The 17,546-nt window shown below is 71.0% G+C and carries 15 protein-coding genes; 9 read left to right on the top strand and 6 right to left on the bottom strand.

Features of this window, described 5'->3' with window-relative positions:
* Positions 1–20: 20 nt before the first annotated feature.
* Together KDM41_06180 and KDM41_06175 are read right to left on the bottom strand one after the other, a co-directional pair.
* Positions 21–1,205 carry a Na/Pi symporter gene (locus tag KDM41_06180; protein ID MCB1183003.1) on the bottom strand — a complete coding sequence of 395 codons (1,185 nt, stop codon included), beginning with the start codon at positions 1,203–1,205 and terminating at the stop codon, positions 21–23.
* Positions 1,206–1,369: 164 nt separating this feature from the next.
* Positions 1,370–2,641, bottom strand: a complete 1,272-nt coding sequence (locus KDM41_06175; protein MCB1183002.1) for a PQQ-binding-like beta-propeller repeat protein — start codon at positions 2,639–2,641, stop codon at positions 1,370–1,372.
* 586 nt (positions 2,642–3,227) lie between these two features.
* Here KDM41_06175 and def point away from each other — a divergent pair.
* The 6 genes from def to KDM41_06145 all read left to right on the top strand — a co-directional run bounded on the left by def (position 3,228) and on the right by KDM41_06145 (position 9,825).
* The gene (def, locus tag KDM41_06170; protein ID MCB1183001.1) at positions 3,228–3,776 is read left to right on the top strand and encodes a peptide deformylase; all 549 of its coding nucleotides are present in this window, start codon (positions 3,228–3,230) and stop codon (positions 3,774–3,776) included.
* 81 nt (positions 3,777–3,857) lie between these two features.
* Complete coding sequence (locus tag KDM41_06165) at positions 3,858–4,229, top strand: hypothetical protein (protein ID MCB1183000.1); 372 nt, start codon at positions 3,858–3,860, stop codon at positions 4,227–4,229.
* A gap of 170 nt (positions 4,230–4,399) precedes the next feature.
* Entirely contained in the window at positions 4,400–7,456 is a 3,057-nt protein-coding gene (locus tag KDM41_06160) for a hypothetical protein (GenBank protein MCB1182999.1), read from the top strand.
* Between the two features lie 174 nt (positions 7,457–7,630).
* Positions 7,631–8,716, top strand: coding sequence for an aminofutalosine synthase MqnE (mqnE, locus tag KDM41_06155; protein ID MCB1182998.1), 1,086 nt, complete (start codon positions 7,631–7,633; stop codon positions 8,714–8,716).
* A 294-nt stretch (positions 8,717–9,010) separates the two neighbouring features.
* A complete protein-coding gene (locus KDM41_06150) occupies positions 9,011–9,556 on the top strand; it encodes a nucleotidyl transferase AbiEii/AbiGii toxin family protein (GenBank protein ID MCB1182997.1) in 546 nt (181 codons plus the stop codon).
* Positions 9,553–9,825, top strand: a complete 273-nt coding sequence (locus KDM41_06145; GenBank protein ID MCB1182996.1) for a hypothetical protein — start codon at positions 9,553–9,555, stop codon at positions 9,823–9,825. Before KDM41_06150 ends, KDM41_06145 begins: the two co-directional genes overlap by 4 nt.
* A 45-nt stretch (positions 9,826–9,870) precedes the next feature.
* Here the strand turns inward: KDM41_06145 and KDM41_06140 are convergent, their stop codons facing one another.
* From KDM41_06140 to KDM41_06125, 4 genes are all read right to left on the bottom strand, one after another.
* Positions 9,871–10,332 carry a DUF1456 family protein gene (locus tag KDM41_06140; GenBank protein MCB1182995.1) on the bottom strand — a complete coding sequence of 154 codons (462 nt, stop codon included), beginning with the start codon at positions 10,330–10,332 and terminating at the stop codon, positions 9,871–9,873.
* Entirely contained in the window at positions 10,319–11,194 is an 876-nt protein-coding gene (locus KDM41_06135; protein MCB1182994.1) for a GntR family transcriptional regulator, read from the bottom strand. Before KDM41_06135 ends, KDM41_06140 begins: the two co-directional genes overlap by 14 nt.
* Positions 11,195–11,319: 125 nt before the next feature.
* Entirely contained in the window at positions 11,320–12,474 is a 1,155-nt protein-coding gene (locus KDM41_06130) for a right-handed parallel beta-helix repeat-containing protein (protein MCB1182993.1), read from the bottom strand.
* Positions 12,471–14,219 carry a CRTAC1 family protein gene (locus KDM41_06125; GenBank protein ID MCB1182992.1) on the bottom strand — a complete coding sequence of 583 codons (1,749 nt, stop codon included), beginning with the start codon at positions 14,217–14,219 and terminating at the stop codon, positions 12,471–12,473. Before KDM41_06125 ends, KDM41_06130 begins: the two co-directional genes overlap by 4 nt.
* A 402-nt stretch (positions 14,220–14,621) precedes the next feature.
* Here KDM41_06125 and KDM41_06120 point away from each other — a divergent pair, with 402 nt between their 5' ends.
* The 3 genes from KDM41_06120 (at position 14,622) to KDM41_06110 (ending at position 17,422) form a co-directional block, all read left to right on the top strand.
* Positions 14,622–15,218, top strand: a complete 597-nt coding sequence (locus tag KDM41_06120; protein ID MCB1182991.1) for an outer membrane beta-barrel protein — start codon at positions 14,622–14,624, stop codon at positions 15,216–15,218.
* An 81-nt stretch (positions 15,219–15,299) separates the two neighbouring features.
* A complete protein-coding gene (locus KDM41_06115) occupies positions 15,300–16,775 on the top strand; it encodes a BamA/TamA family outer membrane protein (GenBank protein MCB1182990.1) in 1,476 nt (491 codons plus the stop codon).
* Positions 16,775–17,422: a hypothetical protein gene (locus tag KDM41_06110; protein ID MCB1182989.1), complete on the top strand. Its 648-nt coding sequence runs from the start codon at positions 16,775–16,777 to the stop codon at positions 17,420–17,422. Before KDM41_06115 ends, KDM41_06110 begins: the two co-directional genes overlap by 1 nt.
* Positions 17,423–17,546: the final 124 nt, after the last annotated feature.

Genomic DNA, 17,546 nt, shown 5'->3' with positions numbered 1-17,546 from the left:
CTTCCGGTTGCGAGCCGCCGTCAGGCGCTCAGCAGCTTGTCGATCATCACGAAGATCAGGGGCATGACGAAGAACACGCCCACCATGTACACGACGGCGAAGATGCGCCGCTCGGACGTCTTCTTCGCCAGGCCCTTGGCCAGGTTGATCGGGATGCGCCTGATCGCGCCCACGGGGTAGATGATCAGGATCCCCGAGACGTTGAACAGCAGGTGGACGAGGGCGACCGTCACCGCCTGGGGCGAGCCCGTCATCGAGGCGAGCAGGGCGGTCACGGTGGTGCCGATGTTGGCGCCGAGGGTCGCGGCGAAGGCCGCTTCGAGGGGCACGATGCCGGCCCCGATGAGCGGCACCAGCAGGCTCGTGGTGATCGAGCTGCTCTGCACGCCGACGGTGATCAGCAGGCCCATGAACATGGCCATCAGGCCGCTGTTGTTCAGCTTCTTGGTGAACGAGCCCTCGGCCTTGTCCAGCACGAGCCGCTTGAGGACCTTGGTCAGGAAGGCCAGGGCGAAGAAGATGCCGACCAGGGCCAGGATGATCATGACGACCACGGCGGCCGTCTTGGCCAGGCCCAGGTTCTCCATGAGCAGGTGCTCGGTCTCCTTCACCGCCGGCTTGACGATCGCCTTGATCGGGTTGGGGTACTTCGTCCCCTCGGTGCCGACGAGCTGCAGGCTGAGCCATCCGGCCGTGCGCTCCAGGTAGTGGGTGGCCTGCTCGATGGGGAAGAGGATGGCGATGGACAGCAGGTTGAAGAAGTCGTGCATGGTCGCGCCCGCGAAGGCGCGCTGGAACTCGGTGCGGCGGTTGATGGAGCCCATGGCCACCAGGGTGTTGGTGACGGTCGTGCCCATGTTGGCGCCCATGATGATGGGGATGGCGCCCTGCACCGTGAGCGCGCCGCCCGCCACCATGCCCACCACGATGCTGGTCGAGCTGGACGAGCTCTGGATCAGCGAGGTGGCCAGCAGGCCGATCATCAGGCCGACCACGGGATGGCTCGTCGTGGCGATGAGCTGCTGGCTGAACTCCTTGCCCACGAGCTTGAACGCGGCGCCGAAGAGGGCGATGGCGTACAGGAAGACGTAGAGCAGGGCCAGCAGGACGACGATGTTGGCGACGATGCCGAGGAGCCGGTTCGGGGGCGGAGACGGCTCCGTGGTGAGGGGACTGGCCGGCTTGAGCGGGGCGCGGTCGGTCATGACTCTCCTGTGTCCCGGGTCCCGGCGGGGCCGGACGGATCGGGGAGCGGCGGGCCGGGCCGGAAGCGGGCGTCGGGGCCGGGAAACGGCTCCGGCGGTCGGGCGCGGCGATCGCGGCCCAACTTATCGGGGCCGCAAATCCGGGTCAAGATTTTACGGAAAATTCACCGGATGCTTGCATTCGCGCCGGATCCGGCGGCGAGCCACGCGGGCGGGGCCACGTCCGGCAGGGCCTCCATCTCCATGATCGCGGCGATGTAGCGGCCGTTCTCGCCGGTGCGCTCGGGATTGCGGAACTCCCACACGACGGCGCCGTCGGTGGTGACCTCGAGGACGCGCCCGTTGTCCGACTCGGTGATCAGGGTGTTGCCGTTGGCGAGGCGCTGGCCCGTGCCGCAGGTGGCCGAGTAGAAGGGGGTGTCCGGCCCGTCGGCGAACTCCCAGACGACCCGCTGGGTGGTGGGGTCGATCTCGACGACCTTCGAGCGCCCGTCGTGGCCCTTGTTGTCGAAGACGAGCAGGTTGCCGTCGGGCAGCAGCGTGGGCTGGTGCTGGCCGAGCCACAGCCCGCTGAGGGCCCACACCACCGCCTCCTGCGCCGGGTCGATCACGGCCACGACGCCGAGTTCGCGCACCGAGACGAGGAAGTTCCCGGCCGCGAAGGCGGGCACGCGGTCGGCATGGCTCCCGTCGAGCAGCTCGATGGTGTTGGTGTGGAAGATGTCGCCCGACTCGCCGGCGTTGTCCAGGTGCGAGGCGAAGGGCGAGTTCTCGAAGCAGGCCAGGATGTCGAGACGGCCGAGTTCGTGCCCGTCCGGCGCGAGGTGGGTGATGTAGTCGAGCAGCACGGGCTTGCGCGGGTGGAAGCGCGGCACGACGCGGGCTTCGCGGGTGAGCACGTGGATCACGCCGTCGGGGCCCACGTCGAGGTCGTGGTGGCAGTGGCCGGGGTACGACCAGCGGGGGCGGCTGTCCCGGTCGAGACGCACCAGGGCGTGGCCCTCGAAGACGGCCAGCAGGTCGCCGTCGGGCAGCAGGCGGGCACGGCGCCAGCAGGCGGTGACGCCCTCCCGGTCGTCGAGGAAGGCGTCGGGGGCGGCGGGTCCGGCGGCCCGCGCCTCGGCGTAGGTGCAGCGCCAGCGGTGCAGGACGCGGCCGTCGGGGTCGATGAGGTCGGCGCCCGGGGCGTGGCCCGAGACGTACAGGCGCAGGTTGGGGGCTGTCGCGCCGCGCAGGTGCACGGTGGTGCCCGTGTCCGAGCCGCGGTCGGGCAGGCTGCCGCCGGTGTAGCCGATGCTCTGCAGGCGTTTGATCTCGGCCTGCTGCTCCGCGTCGAGGCGGGTGGCCGCGAGGGTCCCGCCGAGGCCGGCCTCGGCCACGCCCGGACGCATGACGCCCCAGTGGCCGGGCTGGCCGCGGTCGCCGTCGCCGTTCATCTGGTCGCGCAATCGGCGGGCGAGGGCGGCGGGTTCGAGGGGGTCGGGGTGCCAGACGAAGTGGCCGATCGCCAGGCCGAGGGCGGCGCAGCCGAGGCAAAGAGCGACGATGGGCAGCGGGGACGACTGTCGACGGGCGGTGGGGGGCGATGCCGGTCGTGACGGGATGGCGAGAACTCCCGGTGCGATTGGTGACGGATTAGCCTCGGCTCATGGAACTCCTGTGTCGTCGTTGGCGGCCGCCGGGCCGCGTGCGGGGTGCGGGCTTTCCGCGCGGGGGCGGCAATCCCGGCCCGGACGCTCCCATTTTGACCACATCGCCGGGCCGGAGTCAAGCCGGCCGCCCGGCAAAACCTGCCGGATCGGGCGCCGCGACGGGAAACCCCCGACCGTCATGGACCTTGTCGCGACACCGAAAAGCCGGCTGGGGCCTCGAATCCGGGGCTTCCGCCGGGTCCGGGAACGGGCCCCCGTCTTGCATCGGGCGCCGGAGCAGGCGGGCCGGCGGCTTTGTCATCCGCCCGGAATGGACTTATCGTGGGGAGCCGAAAACGACTTCCCCCCAGCCATCCGGAGGAGTGCCGTCATGGCCATCCTGAAGGTCGCCCGCATGGGCCACCCCGTCCTGCGCCAGAAGTGCGCGCCCATCGACCCGCAGAAGATCACGGGCCCGGAGGTCCAGGGTCTGATCCGGGACATGTTCGAGACGATGGTCGAGTACAACGGCGTGGGCCTGGCGGCGCCGCAGGTGCACCAACCGGTCCAGCTGGCCATCTGCGGCGGCGAGGCCGACGACGAGGGCCGTCCCACGTTCCGGATCCTGATCAATCCGAAGATCACGGTCCTGGACGCGTCGCGGCGCCTGGGCATGTACGAGGGCTGCCTCTCCGTTCCCGGCCTGCGCGGCTGGGTCGAGCGGCCGGCGGCGGTGCGTGTCGAGGCGTACGACGAGAAGGGCGCCCGGGTCGATTTCGAGCTCGACGGATTCCCGGCGGTCGTGATCCAGCACGAGTGCGACCACCTGGAGGGCAAGCTCTACGTCGACCGCATGACCGACATGACGAAACTCGCTTTCGAGCAGGAGGCCGACCGCTTCCTGGACACCGGATTCGACGAAGGCGACGACGAGGAGTAGGGCGCCGGCGCCGGGAGAGGCCGCGCCCGCGGACGATCCCGGACCCGACAGGGCACCCGGACACCACGCGAGGGGAGCACGATGTCGCACTTGCACCAGACCGTCAGGGCGTTCAACAGCCGTCAGTACGAGAAGGCCGTCCGGCAGGCGGCCGAGGGCCTGGCCACCGCCCAGGGCCGGGACGAGGCCTTCTGGATGGGCGTGCTCGAGACCTGCGAGGGTTTCGCGCTGCTCAACGAGAAGCAGATGCTCAAGGCCGAACGCAAGCTGATCGGCGCCATGGAGAAGCTGCGCAACTTCGGCTTCCGCTACCACAACTTCGAGGTGACGGCCGCCCTGGCCGGCACCCGGCGCTGCGTCGAGGAGATCCGTCTGACCCGCCAGGCGAAGGGCAAGATCTTCGACGTGAGCCTGTTGCCGCAGCTGCGGTTGGCGGCCTCGGCCGACGACTAGGTTCCCGCGTTTCGCACGCCGACGGCGCCGGTCCCCCGCGGGGGGCCGGCGTTCGGCATTTGGCCCCGAAGGCCCCCTTCCGTATGGTATACTGGTCGTGGACCCGGGTCGGGTCCGGGGGCATCCATTTGTCGGGGCCGGTTCGCTGATCGGTCTCAAGGGGGATTTCCATGTCGAGACGCATCGCCCTGTTCGCTCTTTTGTGCCTCTTCGGCGCCTCGCTCGCATCTGCCGCAAACCCGTCTCCGGAGCCCCAGCGCGAATTCCGACCCCGCCTCGGCCGGGGCGGGGAACTGGTCACCCGGGCGCCGCTGGGGGCCAAGGCCGCCGTGGACACGATCATGCTCATCGGCCCCGGCGCGCCGGTGCGTGGCGATTTCGAGGCGGGCTGGGGCGGCTGGACCTCCGTCGACGTCACGGCGCCCACCGAGATCCACTGGCAGGTCAGCGACTACGCCCAGGGTGGTTCCGGCAACCTCGCCGCCTACTGCGGCGACCCGACCCTGCCCTCGTGCCTGGCGGGCACCGACTCGGTGGGCGGCTACGGAGACGACTGGTACGACATCCTGGCCTGGTCGACGGACGTCGGTGACCCGGGCGGCGACGCCACGGTGCACGTGACGGCGCAGCTCGACATCGACACCGAGCCCGGCTACGACTACGTCCGGCTGACCCTCGTCGGCGCGTCGCCCGGGGAGCCGCTCTTCACGAAGTCCTGGGACGGTCTGCAGGCGATCGCCGTGGACGAGACCATCGTGCTTTCGCCCGGCGACTACGGGCCCGGCGGAAGGGTCGAGGTGCGCTTCGAGTTCCAGTCCGACAACGGCTGGTCGGACGAGGACTGCGCCTTCTGGACGGCCGGCGCCTGCCGGGTCGACGACATCAACGTGACCGTCAGCCAGACCGGCCAGTCGGACATCGTCGACTTCACCGACTTCCAGGACGGCACCTTCGGCGACTGGACCCCGCAGCCGCCGACGGGCGTGGGCGACTTCGCGGCGCTGCGCGACAACCTGCAGGGTCTGGTCGGCTGCGAGGGCAACACCTCGCACATGGTCACCTTCATCGACGACGGGCTGGTCGTGCCGGGCACCGGTGGCCAACGCTGCGAGACGTGGTGCTACGGGCCCGGCGGCTGGGTGGTCAACTCCCGGGGTGGGCTCCTCGGCCCGGACCATCAGCTCAACAACCAGGTCGTTTCGCCGGCCGTTCCGTGGCCGGTCGGGGGACACCACGGCGGGCTCCTCGAATTCGACGTCTATTCCCACCTCGACACGGGACCCGGTTCCCCCGGCATCCTTTACACCTGGTCGGTGCGGGCCGCCGACACCGACGGCTCGGCCGGCCCGGCCGAGGCCCTGGCCGACGCGGCCTGGCGCAGCGACAACTTCTACTACGGCGGCGGCCCGGATTACCGGCGCCACGCCTTCGACGTGGCCCGGTTCATCCCGGACGGTTGCGACTCGGTGCAGGTGCGGTTCGGCGTCGTCGAGATCGGATGGATCTTCGGCTGGGAGGGCGACGACGCGTCGCCGGCGCCCTGGTTCGACAACGTCGCCCTGCGCGCCTACCCGACCCGGGGTCCCTCCATGTACGCCTACCCGGAGGACCTGGCCCAGGACGCGTTCCCCGCGCGCGACGTCCTCGACCTCGGCGACCTCGGCTCGCTGCATGTCGGGTTCGATTCCGGCGCCAACGCCGGCTACTGGTCCTCGACCTTCACCAGCGTCACGCCCGGCGACTCGGTCAACATCGAGGTGGGCAACCTCGATCCGGCCGGCAGCCTGGTGGCGCCGCCCGTCCTGCACTACCTGATCGAGCCCAACCCGCTCTTCGACCCGTACCGCGCACACCCCCTCAGCGGCCAGACCTCGGGCGTGATCGCCTGGCGCGGCACCGACTGCTGGGACTGCGAGAGCTTCCGCTTCGTGCTGCCCGACACGGGGCTGCTCTTCCCGGGCGACGTGATGCACTACTACATCTCGGCCTCGGAGCAGGTGGGCACCGAGGTCTACGACGGCACCCTGCCGACCGACCTCTCGCGTTTCGGCGATTTCAGCTCGCCGAACTCCTACGCCCCGCAGTTCACCCTGCGCGCCCTGCCGACGATCCGGCCGGACAGCCTGGGCGGCTACACGATCCCGCCGATCCTGCTGTGGGACGACAGCGGCGACACCGACGTGCTGGGCCGCTGGCTGCAGTCGTTCGCGAGCCTCGGCCTCGAGCCCGGCGTGGACTTCGATCTCTACCGGACGCAGGGTCCGGAGGCGGCCGCCGGCAACGGTCTGGGCGGACGCACGTCCGGCGCGTGCCTCGCCGCCTACCGCACGATCCTCTACACCTCGGGCGCCCAGGAGGACCAGACGCTGGGGACGGCGCAGTTCTTCCCCGACGATCCGGGCGACGACGTCGCGGCGCTGCAGGCCTGGCTGGCCGGCGGCGCGCGCAACCTGCTCCTGAGCGGGGAAGGGTACGCCTCGGATCTCGCGTTGAAACGGGCCGGCGATGCGGCGGCGGTGGGCTTCATCGAGGGCGTGGCCGGGGTGCTCGTCGCGGCGGAGGACGTGCGGCCGCTGATCGGGAACCAGTCCAATCCGCGGGTGGCGGCCCTGGCCGGCAATCCCGTGCTGACGCGGACGCCGGAGTTCCCGCTCTTCGGCGGCGCCTGCGGCGAGCTCAGCCGCTTCGACGCGCTCCAGCCCCAGGGCGGCAGCCTGCCGCTGGCGGAGTTCCTGACCCCCGGCGGCGCGGCCGGGGCCTATCCCTACGCGGCGGGCCTGCTGGCCACGCCGGGCGACGATCGGATCCTGAGCCTGCCCTTCGATCCCGGGCAGGCCCACACGGCCGCCCAGGCCAAGAGCGACCCGACCGACGCGCGCACCCTGCTGATCCGCGACATCCTCGACCACTTCGGCGAGGACACGACCGGCGCGCCGTCGGGCGTACCGGCGCTGCAGGCGCTCTCGCTGCGGGCCGCCCCGAACCCGTTCAACCCGTCGACCCGGATCCACTACACGGTCGCCCGCCCGGGGCGTCTGCTGATCCGGGTCTACGACGTGCGGGGGCGCCTCGTGCGATCGCTGTTCGACGACGACGTCGCGGCCGACGGCAGCGTCGTCTGGGACGGCACCGACGCCGGCGGTCGCGCCGTGTCCAGCGGCGTCTACTTCACCGAGGCGCGCATGGGCGCCGACGTGACCGTGGGGCGTGTCGCGCTCGTCAAGTAGCGGCTGTGGGAATCGCCGGTGCGGCCCGGGCCGCGCCGGCGATCCCGTCGCCGGCCTCCCGTGTGCTTCCCGGCCGCCGCCTTGGCGAATCGGCCCGATCCGCTTAGATTTCCCCCGAGCCCACGAACCGGTCCTGAGGCCGGATTATCGATATTCCGCGAAGGATGCACGCCCATGCTGCCCAGCGATCATCCCCTCGCCCACGTGGCCGACAAGGTCATGGCCGGCGAACGCCTCGACGAGAGCGACGGCCTGCTCCTGGCCGCCAGCCACGACCTGCCGGCCCTCGGCCTGCTCGCCCACCACGTGCGCACGCGTCTGCACGGCGACCGGGTCTTCTACAACATCAACCGGCACCTGAACCCGACCAACGTCTGCTACGTGGGCTGCGAACTGTGCGCCTACGCCGACGACCCCAACGCCGAGGGCACCTGGTCGTACTCGCCCGCGGAGTGCGTCGAGATGGCCCGCCGCGACTGGTCGCCCGACGTGAGCGAGTTCCACATCGTGGGCGGCCTGCACCCGCGCTGGAAGTTCGACGTCTACCTCGAGATCCTCCAGGCGCTGAAGGCGGCGTTCCCGACGGTGCACCTGAAGGCCTTCACCATGGTCGAGATCGACTTCCTGGCCAAGCTGGCGAAGAAGCCGGTGCCCGAGACCATCGCCATCCTGCGCGAGGCCGGCATGGACAGCTGTCCCGGCGGTGGCGCCGAGATCTTCCACCCCGATATCCACGACCAGATCGCCTCGAAGAAGATGAGCGCCAAGCGCTGGCTCGAGGTGGCCGGCATGGTCCATGCGGCCGGCCTGAAGTCGAACTGCACGATGCTCTTCGGCCACGTGGAGCAGCCCGAGCACTGGGTCGACCACCTGCTGAAGCTGCGCGCGCAGCAGGATGTCTCGGGCGGCTTCCAGTGCTTCATCCCGCTGGCGTTCCACCCCGAGGGCACCAAGTTCGCGCACCTGCCGGGGCCGGACATGTTCACCAAGCTGAAGGTGGTGGCCCTGTCGCGGCTGCTGCTGGACAACGTGCCGCACATCAAGGCCTACTGGGTGATGCTCGGCCGGGAAATCGCCCAGGTGGCGCTGCGGTTCGGGGCCAACGACCTCGACGGCACGGTGATCGACGAGCGCGTTACGTTCGCGGCGGGGGGCAAGGCGGGCAAGGGGATGACGGTGGAGGATATCCGGATGTTCATCCGGGAGGCGGGGCTGACGCCGGTGCTGAGGGATACGGTTTATAACGAGATCGAGGCGTAAGGAGAGACGCTCCACGTCCTCATGTTGGAGAGGCCGCCTTTCGGGGCGGTCTCTTCGTTTAATCTAATGTCCAACAATACATTGCCTGGAGCGGGCCGAGTCTTCCGCGGGTGGAAATTTGCAATTGTCGAGCGACAACCTTTCAATTGGTCGCCATATAGCACCGACTCTCTGTGGACTTTCCTCTGTCGCGGCCGGATCCGCGCGGCCTCCGGATGCCGGGCGCGTTGACCAACCCCGAATCCCGGTGATACGATCACGGGACACGCAATCCCCGCCCGAGGAGCATCCCCCGTGCAAGACCAGCTCGACTTCCTGCAGCTCATCGCCGAACGGCTGGACGGCGCCGGCATCGCCTACATGCTGACCGGCTCGCTGGCCATGGCCGTCTACGCCGAGCCCCGCATGACCAGGGACATCGATCTCGTCGTCGAGTGCGAGGGGCGCACGCCCGCCGACCTGGTGGACCTGTTCCAGGACGTCTGCTACATCAGCGAGGACGCCGTCCGCGAGGCGTTGGCCACCGGTGGGATGTTCAACATCATCCACCTCGAAGGGGTCAACAAGGCGGACTTCGTCGTCCGCCGATCCGAGGAGTACCGGCGCACCGAGTTCGCGCGGCGCCGGTTCGTGGATCTCGGCGGCCGTCGGGTTCCGGTCGTCGCTCCCGAAGACCTTCTCCTGTCCAAGTTGTTGTGGTGGATCGATGGGGAGTCCGCGCAGCAGCGCGCTGACCTGACCCTGCTGCTGGATTCGCTGCGGGACCCGGATATGGACTATATTGAGCATTGGGCGCAGCGCCTGGGCGCCCTGGACCGCTTGAAGGAGCTCATGCCATGACGCGCGACACGACCCCGGCGGTGCGGGACCTGTACCGCGAGATGCTCATGGACCGCCCGCCTGCCGAACGGCTGGCCGCCGGCTGCCGCATGTTCGCCACGGCCCGCGCGCTCGCCGTCGCGGGCTTGACGTCCGACGGTGATGGGGACGGGCATTCGCTGCGGGCGCGTCTGTTCCTTCGCATCTACGGACGGGATTTCGACCCGGAGGAACGGAGCCGGATCGTCGCGCGGTTGGACCATTCGGATGGAGTCGAGGAGGCGGGGTAGGCGCTGGGCGGCTCGACCTCGACCACCCACCCCCTTCCGGCCGCATCACTGCGGCCGGTACTCCATCTGCAATCCCTGCAGCAGCTTCTTCATGACCTGGTCGTTCATCGCGCGGAAATGCTTGTGCCCCGGCTTGCGGAAGAATGCGCTCAACTCGTGGTTGCTGAGCGTGACGCCCGCCAGGTTCAGGATGCGGATCAGGTCCTCGCCCTGCAGGTTCAGGGCGATCCGCAGCTTGGTGGCGATGAGGTTGTTGGTCAGCCGGTCCTCGGGCACCGGCTGCGGCCCGTCCCGTCGGCCCCGCCGGTGGGCGATCAGGCCGTTGAGGAACGTCGCCAGTTCCCGGTCGAAGAGCGGCGTGAAGAGCGGGTGCTCCTCGTCGAACAGCCAGCTCTCGACCTGGTCCTCGTCGACCGCATGGTCGGCAGCCGCGAACACGGCCACCATCGCGGCGTTGTCGTAGTCGAGGATGAAGCGCAGGCGCCCCAGCACGTCATTGTTCGTCATCGGGTGTCCCTTCGGCCGGCCGGCGCGGCAGCAGCCTGATGCCGTCCGGTTCGATGGCGACCAGGCGCTGCTTGTACAGGGCCCCCAGCGCCTTCTTGTAGTTCTTCTTGCTCACGCCGAAGCGGTGCGACAGTTCCTCCGGCGAGGTCTTCGCGGTCAGCGGCAGGAACCCGCCGCTGCGGTCCAGTTGGTTCAGGATCGTCTCGGCGATGCCGTCCACCTTCCCGTAGCCGGCGGCCGTCAGCGACAGGTCGATCTTCCCGTCGTCCCGGATCTGTTTGATGTAGCCCCGGATCTTGAGGCCCACGCGCACGGGCTTGAAGATCTCGTTGTGGAAGAGGAATCCCCAGTGGGCGTCGTTGATGATGGCGGTGAATCCCAACTCCGTCTTGCGCGCGATGATGAGTTCCACCATCTGGCCGACGTCGTAGGCGGCCGGTGTCGTGTTCAGGAACTTGTTGATGCGGGTCGAGCCGACGATCCGGCCGGTGTCGTCGTCGAGAAAGGCCCGGACGATGTAGGAACGGCCTTCCTTCAGCCGCATCTTCTGCTCACCGAAGGGCACGAACAGGTCCTTGGGCAGGCCCCAGTCCATGAAGGCGCCGAACTTCTCCACCGCCGAGACCCGCAGCAGGTTGAACTGGCCGACCATCACGTGGGGGCGCTGGGTGGTGGCGACGAGGGCGTCTTCGGCGGCGAAGTAGACGAAGACGTCGAGCTTGCCGCCGACCGGGCAATCCGGCGGCGCCACGCTGCGGGGCAGCGGAATCTCGCCCCAGCGGTCGTCCCCGCTGGCCAGGGTCAGGCCGGCGGCGTTCTTCCCGGTCACCACCAGGCGGTTCATTTGTCCGATCTGCAACATGGTCGGGTCGGCCCTTGTTCAGGTGTGCGGCAAGCATAGCCAGAATCCGGGCGACTGGACAGGACGGCTTGGGGAAGCGGCGGGTCAGGTCCGCGGCGAGATGACGGGAGGCCGGGACAGGGGAATCAGGGCAACGCCCCGAGCACCTCGCACCCCTGCAGCCGCCCCGGCGAGTCCTGGCGGAGGCGCCAGTCGCCCCCGGCGGGATCCACGAAGCCCGGATCCAGCGTCAGGTTGCCGTTGCGGTCGGCCAGTTCGGCGGCCGTGGCCACCCAGTCGCCGTCGGTGTTGCCCCAGATCAGGGAGCACGACACCTGCAGCTCGCCCTCGAGCACGCCGCCGATGCCCTGGCCCTTGGGGCTGAGGGCGAGGATCGAGTGCTCGACCTTGGCGTGGGCCCCGCCGCGCAGCAGCAGACCGCCGCCGCTGCCGGCGGTGTTGGCGGCGATGGTGCAGTGGGTCATCTCGAGTTCGGAGCCGGCGATCTCCACGCCGCCGCCGTACGAGGCGAAGTTGTTGACGACGACCGAGCGGTCGAGCACGAGCAGCGAGCGTTCCTCGCAGCCGATGGCCCCGCCCATGCCGGCGTGGTTGGCCTCGAGCCGGCAATTGACGATCACCATCTCGGTGAGCAGACCGTAGACCGCGCCGCCGCGGGCGGCGGTGTTGCCGATGAAGGTGCAGTCGCGCAGCACGGGCTTGCCGGCCGCGACGATCACCGCGCCGCCGATCTCGGCCGAGTGGCCGGTGAAGGTGCAGCGCTCGAAGTCGGCGCTGCTGCGCTCGAGCCCCACGGCGCCGCCGGCGTAGGCGCGGCCGTCCTCGAAGACGCAGTCGCGGAAGGTGGGCGAGGCGCCCTGGCAGAGCACGAGCCCGCCCGAGGCGCTGGACACGTCGTCGCCCGCCACCCAGCCGCGCCGGAAGGTGATGCCCTCGACGACCGTCGCGCGGCCCTCGGCCTGCTGGAACAGCAGGGCCCGGACCGGTCCCGGTCCGCCGGCGGCCTCGCCGCCGCAGTCGATGACGCGGGAACCGGGTCGCTCAGGGTCGCCCCGCACGGTCACGGCCATGCCGTAGAGGTCGACGTTCGTATAGCCCTTGCCGCGGTAGACGCCCGGGGCGAGCTGGATCACGTCGCCCTTCTTGGCGTCCAGGATGGCCTCCTGGAGATCGGGCGAGTCGCCGTGCCCGTCCGGCCGCACGTGGATCGTGCGGGCCGTCGCCGTGGTGGTCGCCGCCAGTCCGGCCCAGAGGCAGGCCGCCAGGATCACGCCCCTCATGAGCTTCCTCCTTCGTGGTCCCGGCGGGCGGCCGCGACGCGGTCCTGATCCTGCCGGACGACGTAGGCGCCCCCGGGCGAGAGGATCGAGACCGTCTGGCGGGAGCCGTCGGCCCAGGTGATCTCGAGAGTGTATGGACCCGGTGTGCGGCCGACGCCGAAGTGGAGCGGCAGCACCGAGGTGCCGGCGCCGGAGACGACCCCGTGCTGCCAGCGCGTCTGGCGCCACTTGCCGGCCACGAGCGTGGCGCGGGCGCCGATGCCGTGGGCGGGGCCCGACGCGGCGACGAGGGTGATCGAGATGCCCTTGTAGCCGGCGGTGTCGGCGATGGCCGCCACCGTGAGGCTGTCGGCGGGTTCGGAGGCGGTGCCCTGGGGACCGAGGCCGCCGGTGCCGAGGTTGCGGTACACGGCCAGCCCCCGCGCGGCGCCGCCGGCGGTGCCGGGCTCGCCGCCGTTGAGCGTGACCAGGTCGAGGTCGCCGTCGCCGTCGAGATCGGCGGCCCAGGCCGACTCGGGGGCCGAGTCGCGCGGGCCGGCGCCGCCCCAGTCGTCGGTCGCGTCGGTGAAGGTGCCGTCGCCGCGACCGCGGTAGAGGCGATTCGGGTGCACGAGATCCTCCTGCAGCGGCTGCACCACGTACAGGTCGAGGTGACCGTCGTTGTCCAGGTCGGCCAGCACGGTGCTCTCGGGTCGATAGGCGTGGCGCAGCGGACGGTCCTGCTCGACGTCGCGCTCGATGACCCGCTGCATCTCGAAGTGCGGGGCGCCGGGCTGCGAGTGGTTCAGCCAGACCTCGACCGGATAGTAGCTGCGCGTGAACTCGTCCGCGGTCAGGTAGCTGAAGACCAGGTCGGGGCGCCCGTCCTCGTCCAGGTCGCCGACGGCGACGTGCCGCGGCGTGCGCGGCCACAGGGCGTGGCGCAGGCCGGCGGCGGTGGTGCGGTCGGTGAAGCGGCCGTCGTCGCCGCGCAGGAGCAGGCCGGACCAGCCCGGCCGGCCGATGGCGACCAGGTCCTGGCGTCCGTCGCCGTCCAGGTCGACGACCGCCGCGGTGTGGATCCAGCTCGAGCGGGCCCGCACGCGCGGGGCCGGCGGCGGCCCGGACGGATCCATGGCCACCGGCGCCGGCCACGGCAGCCGATCGGAGATGTCGCGCCAGCCGTTGCGGGAGCGGTCGGCGATGAAGACGGGGCTCTCGAAGTTGAAGACGAGCAGCTCGAGGTCGGGGTCGCCGTCGAAGTCGGCCCACAGGCCGCCGTCGGCGCGCCCGATGGGGTCGGCGAAGGCCGCGTCGCCGGAGCCGACGTCCTGCCACTCGTCGTCGCTGACGCGCCGCCAGAGGTGGTTGCGCCCGTACTGCAGCCCCTCCTCGGTGCCGGCCCCGACGAAGACGTCGCTGTCGCCGTCCCCGTCGTAGTCGCAGGCGGCCAGCCCGTGGGCGACCGTCCGGCGCAGGGAGATCGCCGCGCGGTCCCGCACCTTCGTGAAGACGAGATCGCCGTCGTTGCGGTAGCCGGTGACCTGGCGCGCCGGGTCGGCGGTCAGCAGGTCGAGGTCGCCGTCGCCGTCGAGATCGCACAGCGTCGCGCCGAAGGTGGCGCCGAGCGTGGGCAGGTCGCCGTCGGGGGCGGACGCGAACAGGGCGGGCGGCGGCGCGGCGGCCTCCTTGCCGCAGCCCGCGAGAGCGGCGGCGAGGAGCGCGGCGGCGGCCAGGCCCCGGGTCAGGTGGAGGGTTCTGCGCATGGGCTCCCGTTTCTCGTTGCCGGCGGCTGCCGCTCCAGGGCGTTCGGGCCCGAGCGGCGCGATCCGGCGCGTACCGTCGGGTTATCGGCCGCAAAGGGATCGGGTTGAGAGAGGACACCGGACGTCGGAATTCCCGGCCCGGCGGGGTTCGGGCCGGGAACCGGGCGGGGCGCCGGGTGTGGCGCGCGACTGTCGCGGATCGGCACAGGGCCCCCAGGGGTGTGGCGAATCCTCACACTGGATTCCTGCACTCCAGCGGCCGCCGGAAACCCGGTAAAGTGTTTTTTCATAATTGTTTACATCGTGACCGACGTTCCCCGGACGCGTTTCCGCCGCTGGTACGTTCCGTGCCCTATGTCTCCCGAGTCACCTGAACGACCACCCTGACCGGGAGAACGAACCATGAGAAACCTGAACGCCCCCCGTCGCTCCAACGCCGCTGCGGCGGCCCTCGTCCTGGCCCTGCTGGCGGTGGCCGGCCCTTCCGTCGCGGCCGAATTCCCGACCGGCTTCTTCCTCGGCCTGGACGTCGGCGCCGGCGGCACCTCCATCCACTACCGGGACGGCGACCGCACCATCAGCGAGGATCCCGAGTTCGCCGGGCTCGGCGGCCTGCGCCTCGGCTACGCCGTCAGCCCGCACTTCGCCCTGGCCCTCGAGGCCCGCGGCATCGGTCGCGAAGAGGGCGGCGAGGAGACGGGCATCGGCGTCGGCGTCGTTTCGCTGACCTGGCGCCCGCGGGCCGGCGGCTTCTACGTGCGCGGCGGCCTCGGCGCCGGCGGCGGCCGATTCCAGGCGCAGGACATGGACGCGCCCGTCGAGATCACCGATCGCCTGGCCTGGATCTTCGCCGTGGGCTACGACTGGCGCCTGGGCGAGCACACCGCCCTCGGTCTGTGCGCCGAGAGCCTGGGCATCAGCGCCAGCGGCGTCACGGGCTTCGAGGACGACAGCGTCGCGGGCAACGGGGCGAGCATCCAATTCACCTGGTATCCGTAGGATCCGGACCTCGGCCATTGTGCGGCCGATCCCCTTGGGGCAAGATGAGGTCGCCGACCGCAGAGGCAACGGACGGAAGCGATGGAAAGGCAGCGGGACATCCGGCACCACGACCACGGCAGGAACAGCACCCGCGAGCGGGCGGACCGGAGAGGACACCATCCTCTCCGGTGCGTCCGTTTCCGGCGGATCCTGCCGCTGCTGGTGCTGACCCTGCTGGCCTGGGGCGCGGGACCGGTCGCACCCCTTCTCGCCCAGACCGACGCCGTTCCCGCCCCGGCGCGCGTGCTCATGCTGTCGGACATCCAGCTCGAGGGGGCCACGCGCACGCCCCTGGCCACGGTGTACCGTTACCTGCCGCTGCGGCCCGGGCAGCCCATCGACCAGCAGAGCCTCGTCGACGGCGTCGCGGCCCTGCGCGAGGGCGGCGTGTTCCGCTCGGTCGACTTCTACACCCGGCCCGGGGCCCAGCGCGGCCAGCTCGTGCTGGTGCTCGAAGTGGTCGAGCACGACGTCGACTTCCGCTGGGCCGCCGGCAACACGAACCTCGACGGCTGGTACCTCTCGCCGGCCATGCTCACCTACGACAACCCCTTCGGGCGCGGGGGACGGTCGGACATCCAGTGGCGCGTGGGCTTCCGCACCACGGGCCTGCTCATGAGCTACGCCCAGCCGCGCACGGCCGACGGGCGCCGCTACTGGGGCACCCGGCTGTCGCTCATGGGGACCGAACGGCCCTGGTTCGCCGACGGCGTCGAGTACCGCCACACCGTCACCTCCTTCGGCTGGGCCGGCGTCCACGGCTGGCGCCTGGGCGGTGACGACCTCCTCGAGGCCGGCCTGTCCCTCGAGGGTCTCGACGTCGCCGATCACGCCACGGCGTACACCAACTCGGCCGACGGCGCCGTCACCATCGACCAGGAGGTCTCCGGCGCCGCCCTGCCGCCGGCCATCGGCGGGGCGACCGGCCGCGACCGGCGCGCCATCGTGCACCTCGACTGGCAGCACGACACGCGCGCCGAGCGGAAGCGCGCGGGCACGCCCGTGTCCGGCGCCTGGGGTCGCGTCAAGGCCCACACGGTGGTGCAGGGTTCGCGTTCGCACGTGGGTCTGCAGGCCGACCTGCGCCTGTTCCGCGAGGTGCCCGGCGGCGTGCTGGCCACGCGGCTGCGCGGCGCGTGGGTGGGGCGTCCGGCGGCGTTCTACGACCGGCTCTATCTCGGCGGCATGTACACGGTGCGCGGGTTCCCGACCCACGCCCTCAGCGCACCCGGCGGCGACACCTGGCTCGCCGCGGGCAGCCTCGAGTACCGCACGACGATCCTGCGCGACGCGCGGGGCGCCCGCCTGGCCGGGATCGTCTTCCTCGACGCGGGCGCCGGCGGGGCGTCCGACGCCCCCGACCCCTACACCGGCGTCGCCGCGGCCGCGGGCTACGGCGTGCGCGCCCGCGTGTGGTGGCTCGACTGGGTCGGCGTCGACGTCGGCTTTCCGCTCACCGAGCGCCCCCTGGACATGCGCTTCCAGGTCAACGCCTCCATCGGGTGGTCGTTCTGATGCGGCGCGCGTGCGGCATCCGCCTCGTGGCCGTCCTGGCGCTGCTCGCCGTGTGGCCGACCCTGGCTCGCGCCGAGGCCCGCCTCGTCGACGTCGAGCCCGTGCTGGGCGACGAGCAGCTCCAGTGCCGCCTGCACACGGCCGGCCTGCCCGGCGCGAAGCAGCTCCAGTCCATGCAGTCGGGTCTCGAGGCGTCGGTCGAGCTCAATCTGGCCCTCGTCGACGAGGGCGAGCGGCTGCTGGCCGGACGCACCGTCTCCCTGCGCATGGCCTTCGACCTGTGGGACGAGGTGTTCTCCGTGCGCGCCGACGGGCGCGAGCGCCGCTTCACCGAGCTGTCCGACCTGAAGGCCTACCTCGCCGAGCTGGGTGGCCTGGTGGTGGCGCCGGCCGCGCTGCTGGCGCCCGACGGGCGCTACCGCGTGCAGGTCGACATGGTGGTGCACGCGGTCGCGCCGGACGAACAGCAGCGCGTCGAGGACGTCATCGTGGGCGACGGCCGACCGCGCCGCGAGGGCCAGGACCAGCAGGAGGCCTCGGTGAGCCTGGGCCGCCTGATCCGCATCTTCTACAAGGGCGGCGGCGACGACCGGGCCGGACACGCCCTGGCCTCGGCCTGGTTCCGCGGCGGGGAGGTGCGCCCGTGAATCGCATCAGCACGCGCCTGGCCGTGTCCTTCCTCATCGTCGCGCTGCTGCCGACGCTGCCCCTGTCGCTCGTGGTGCGCAACCTGCTCGAGCGCCGCTTCGGTCCGGCCATCGCCGATCCCCA

The organism is bacterium (assembly GCA_020440705.1).
Taxonomy (GTDB): domain Bacteria; phylum Krumholzibacteriota; class Krumholzibacteriia; order LZORAL124-64-63; family LZORAL124-64-63; genus JAGRNP01.
The sequence above is the reverse complement of the archived record's forward strand: the minus strand, read 5'-3'. Positions and strand labels throughout refer to the sequence as shown.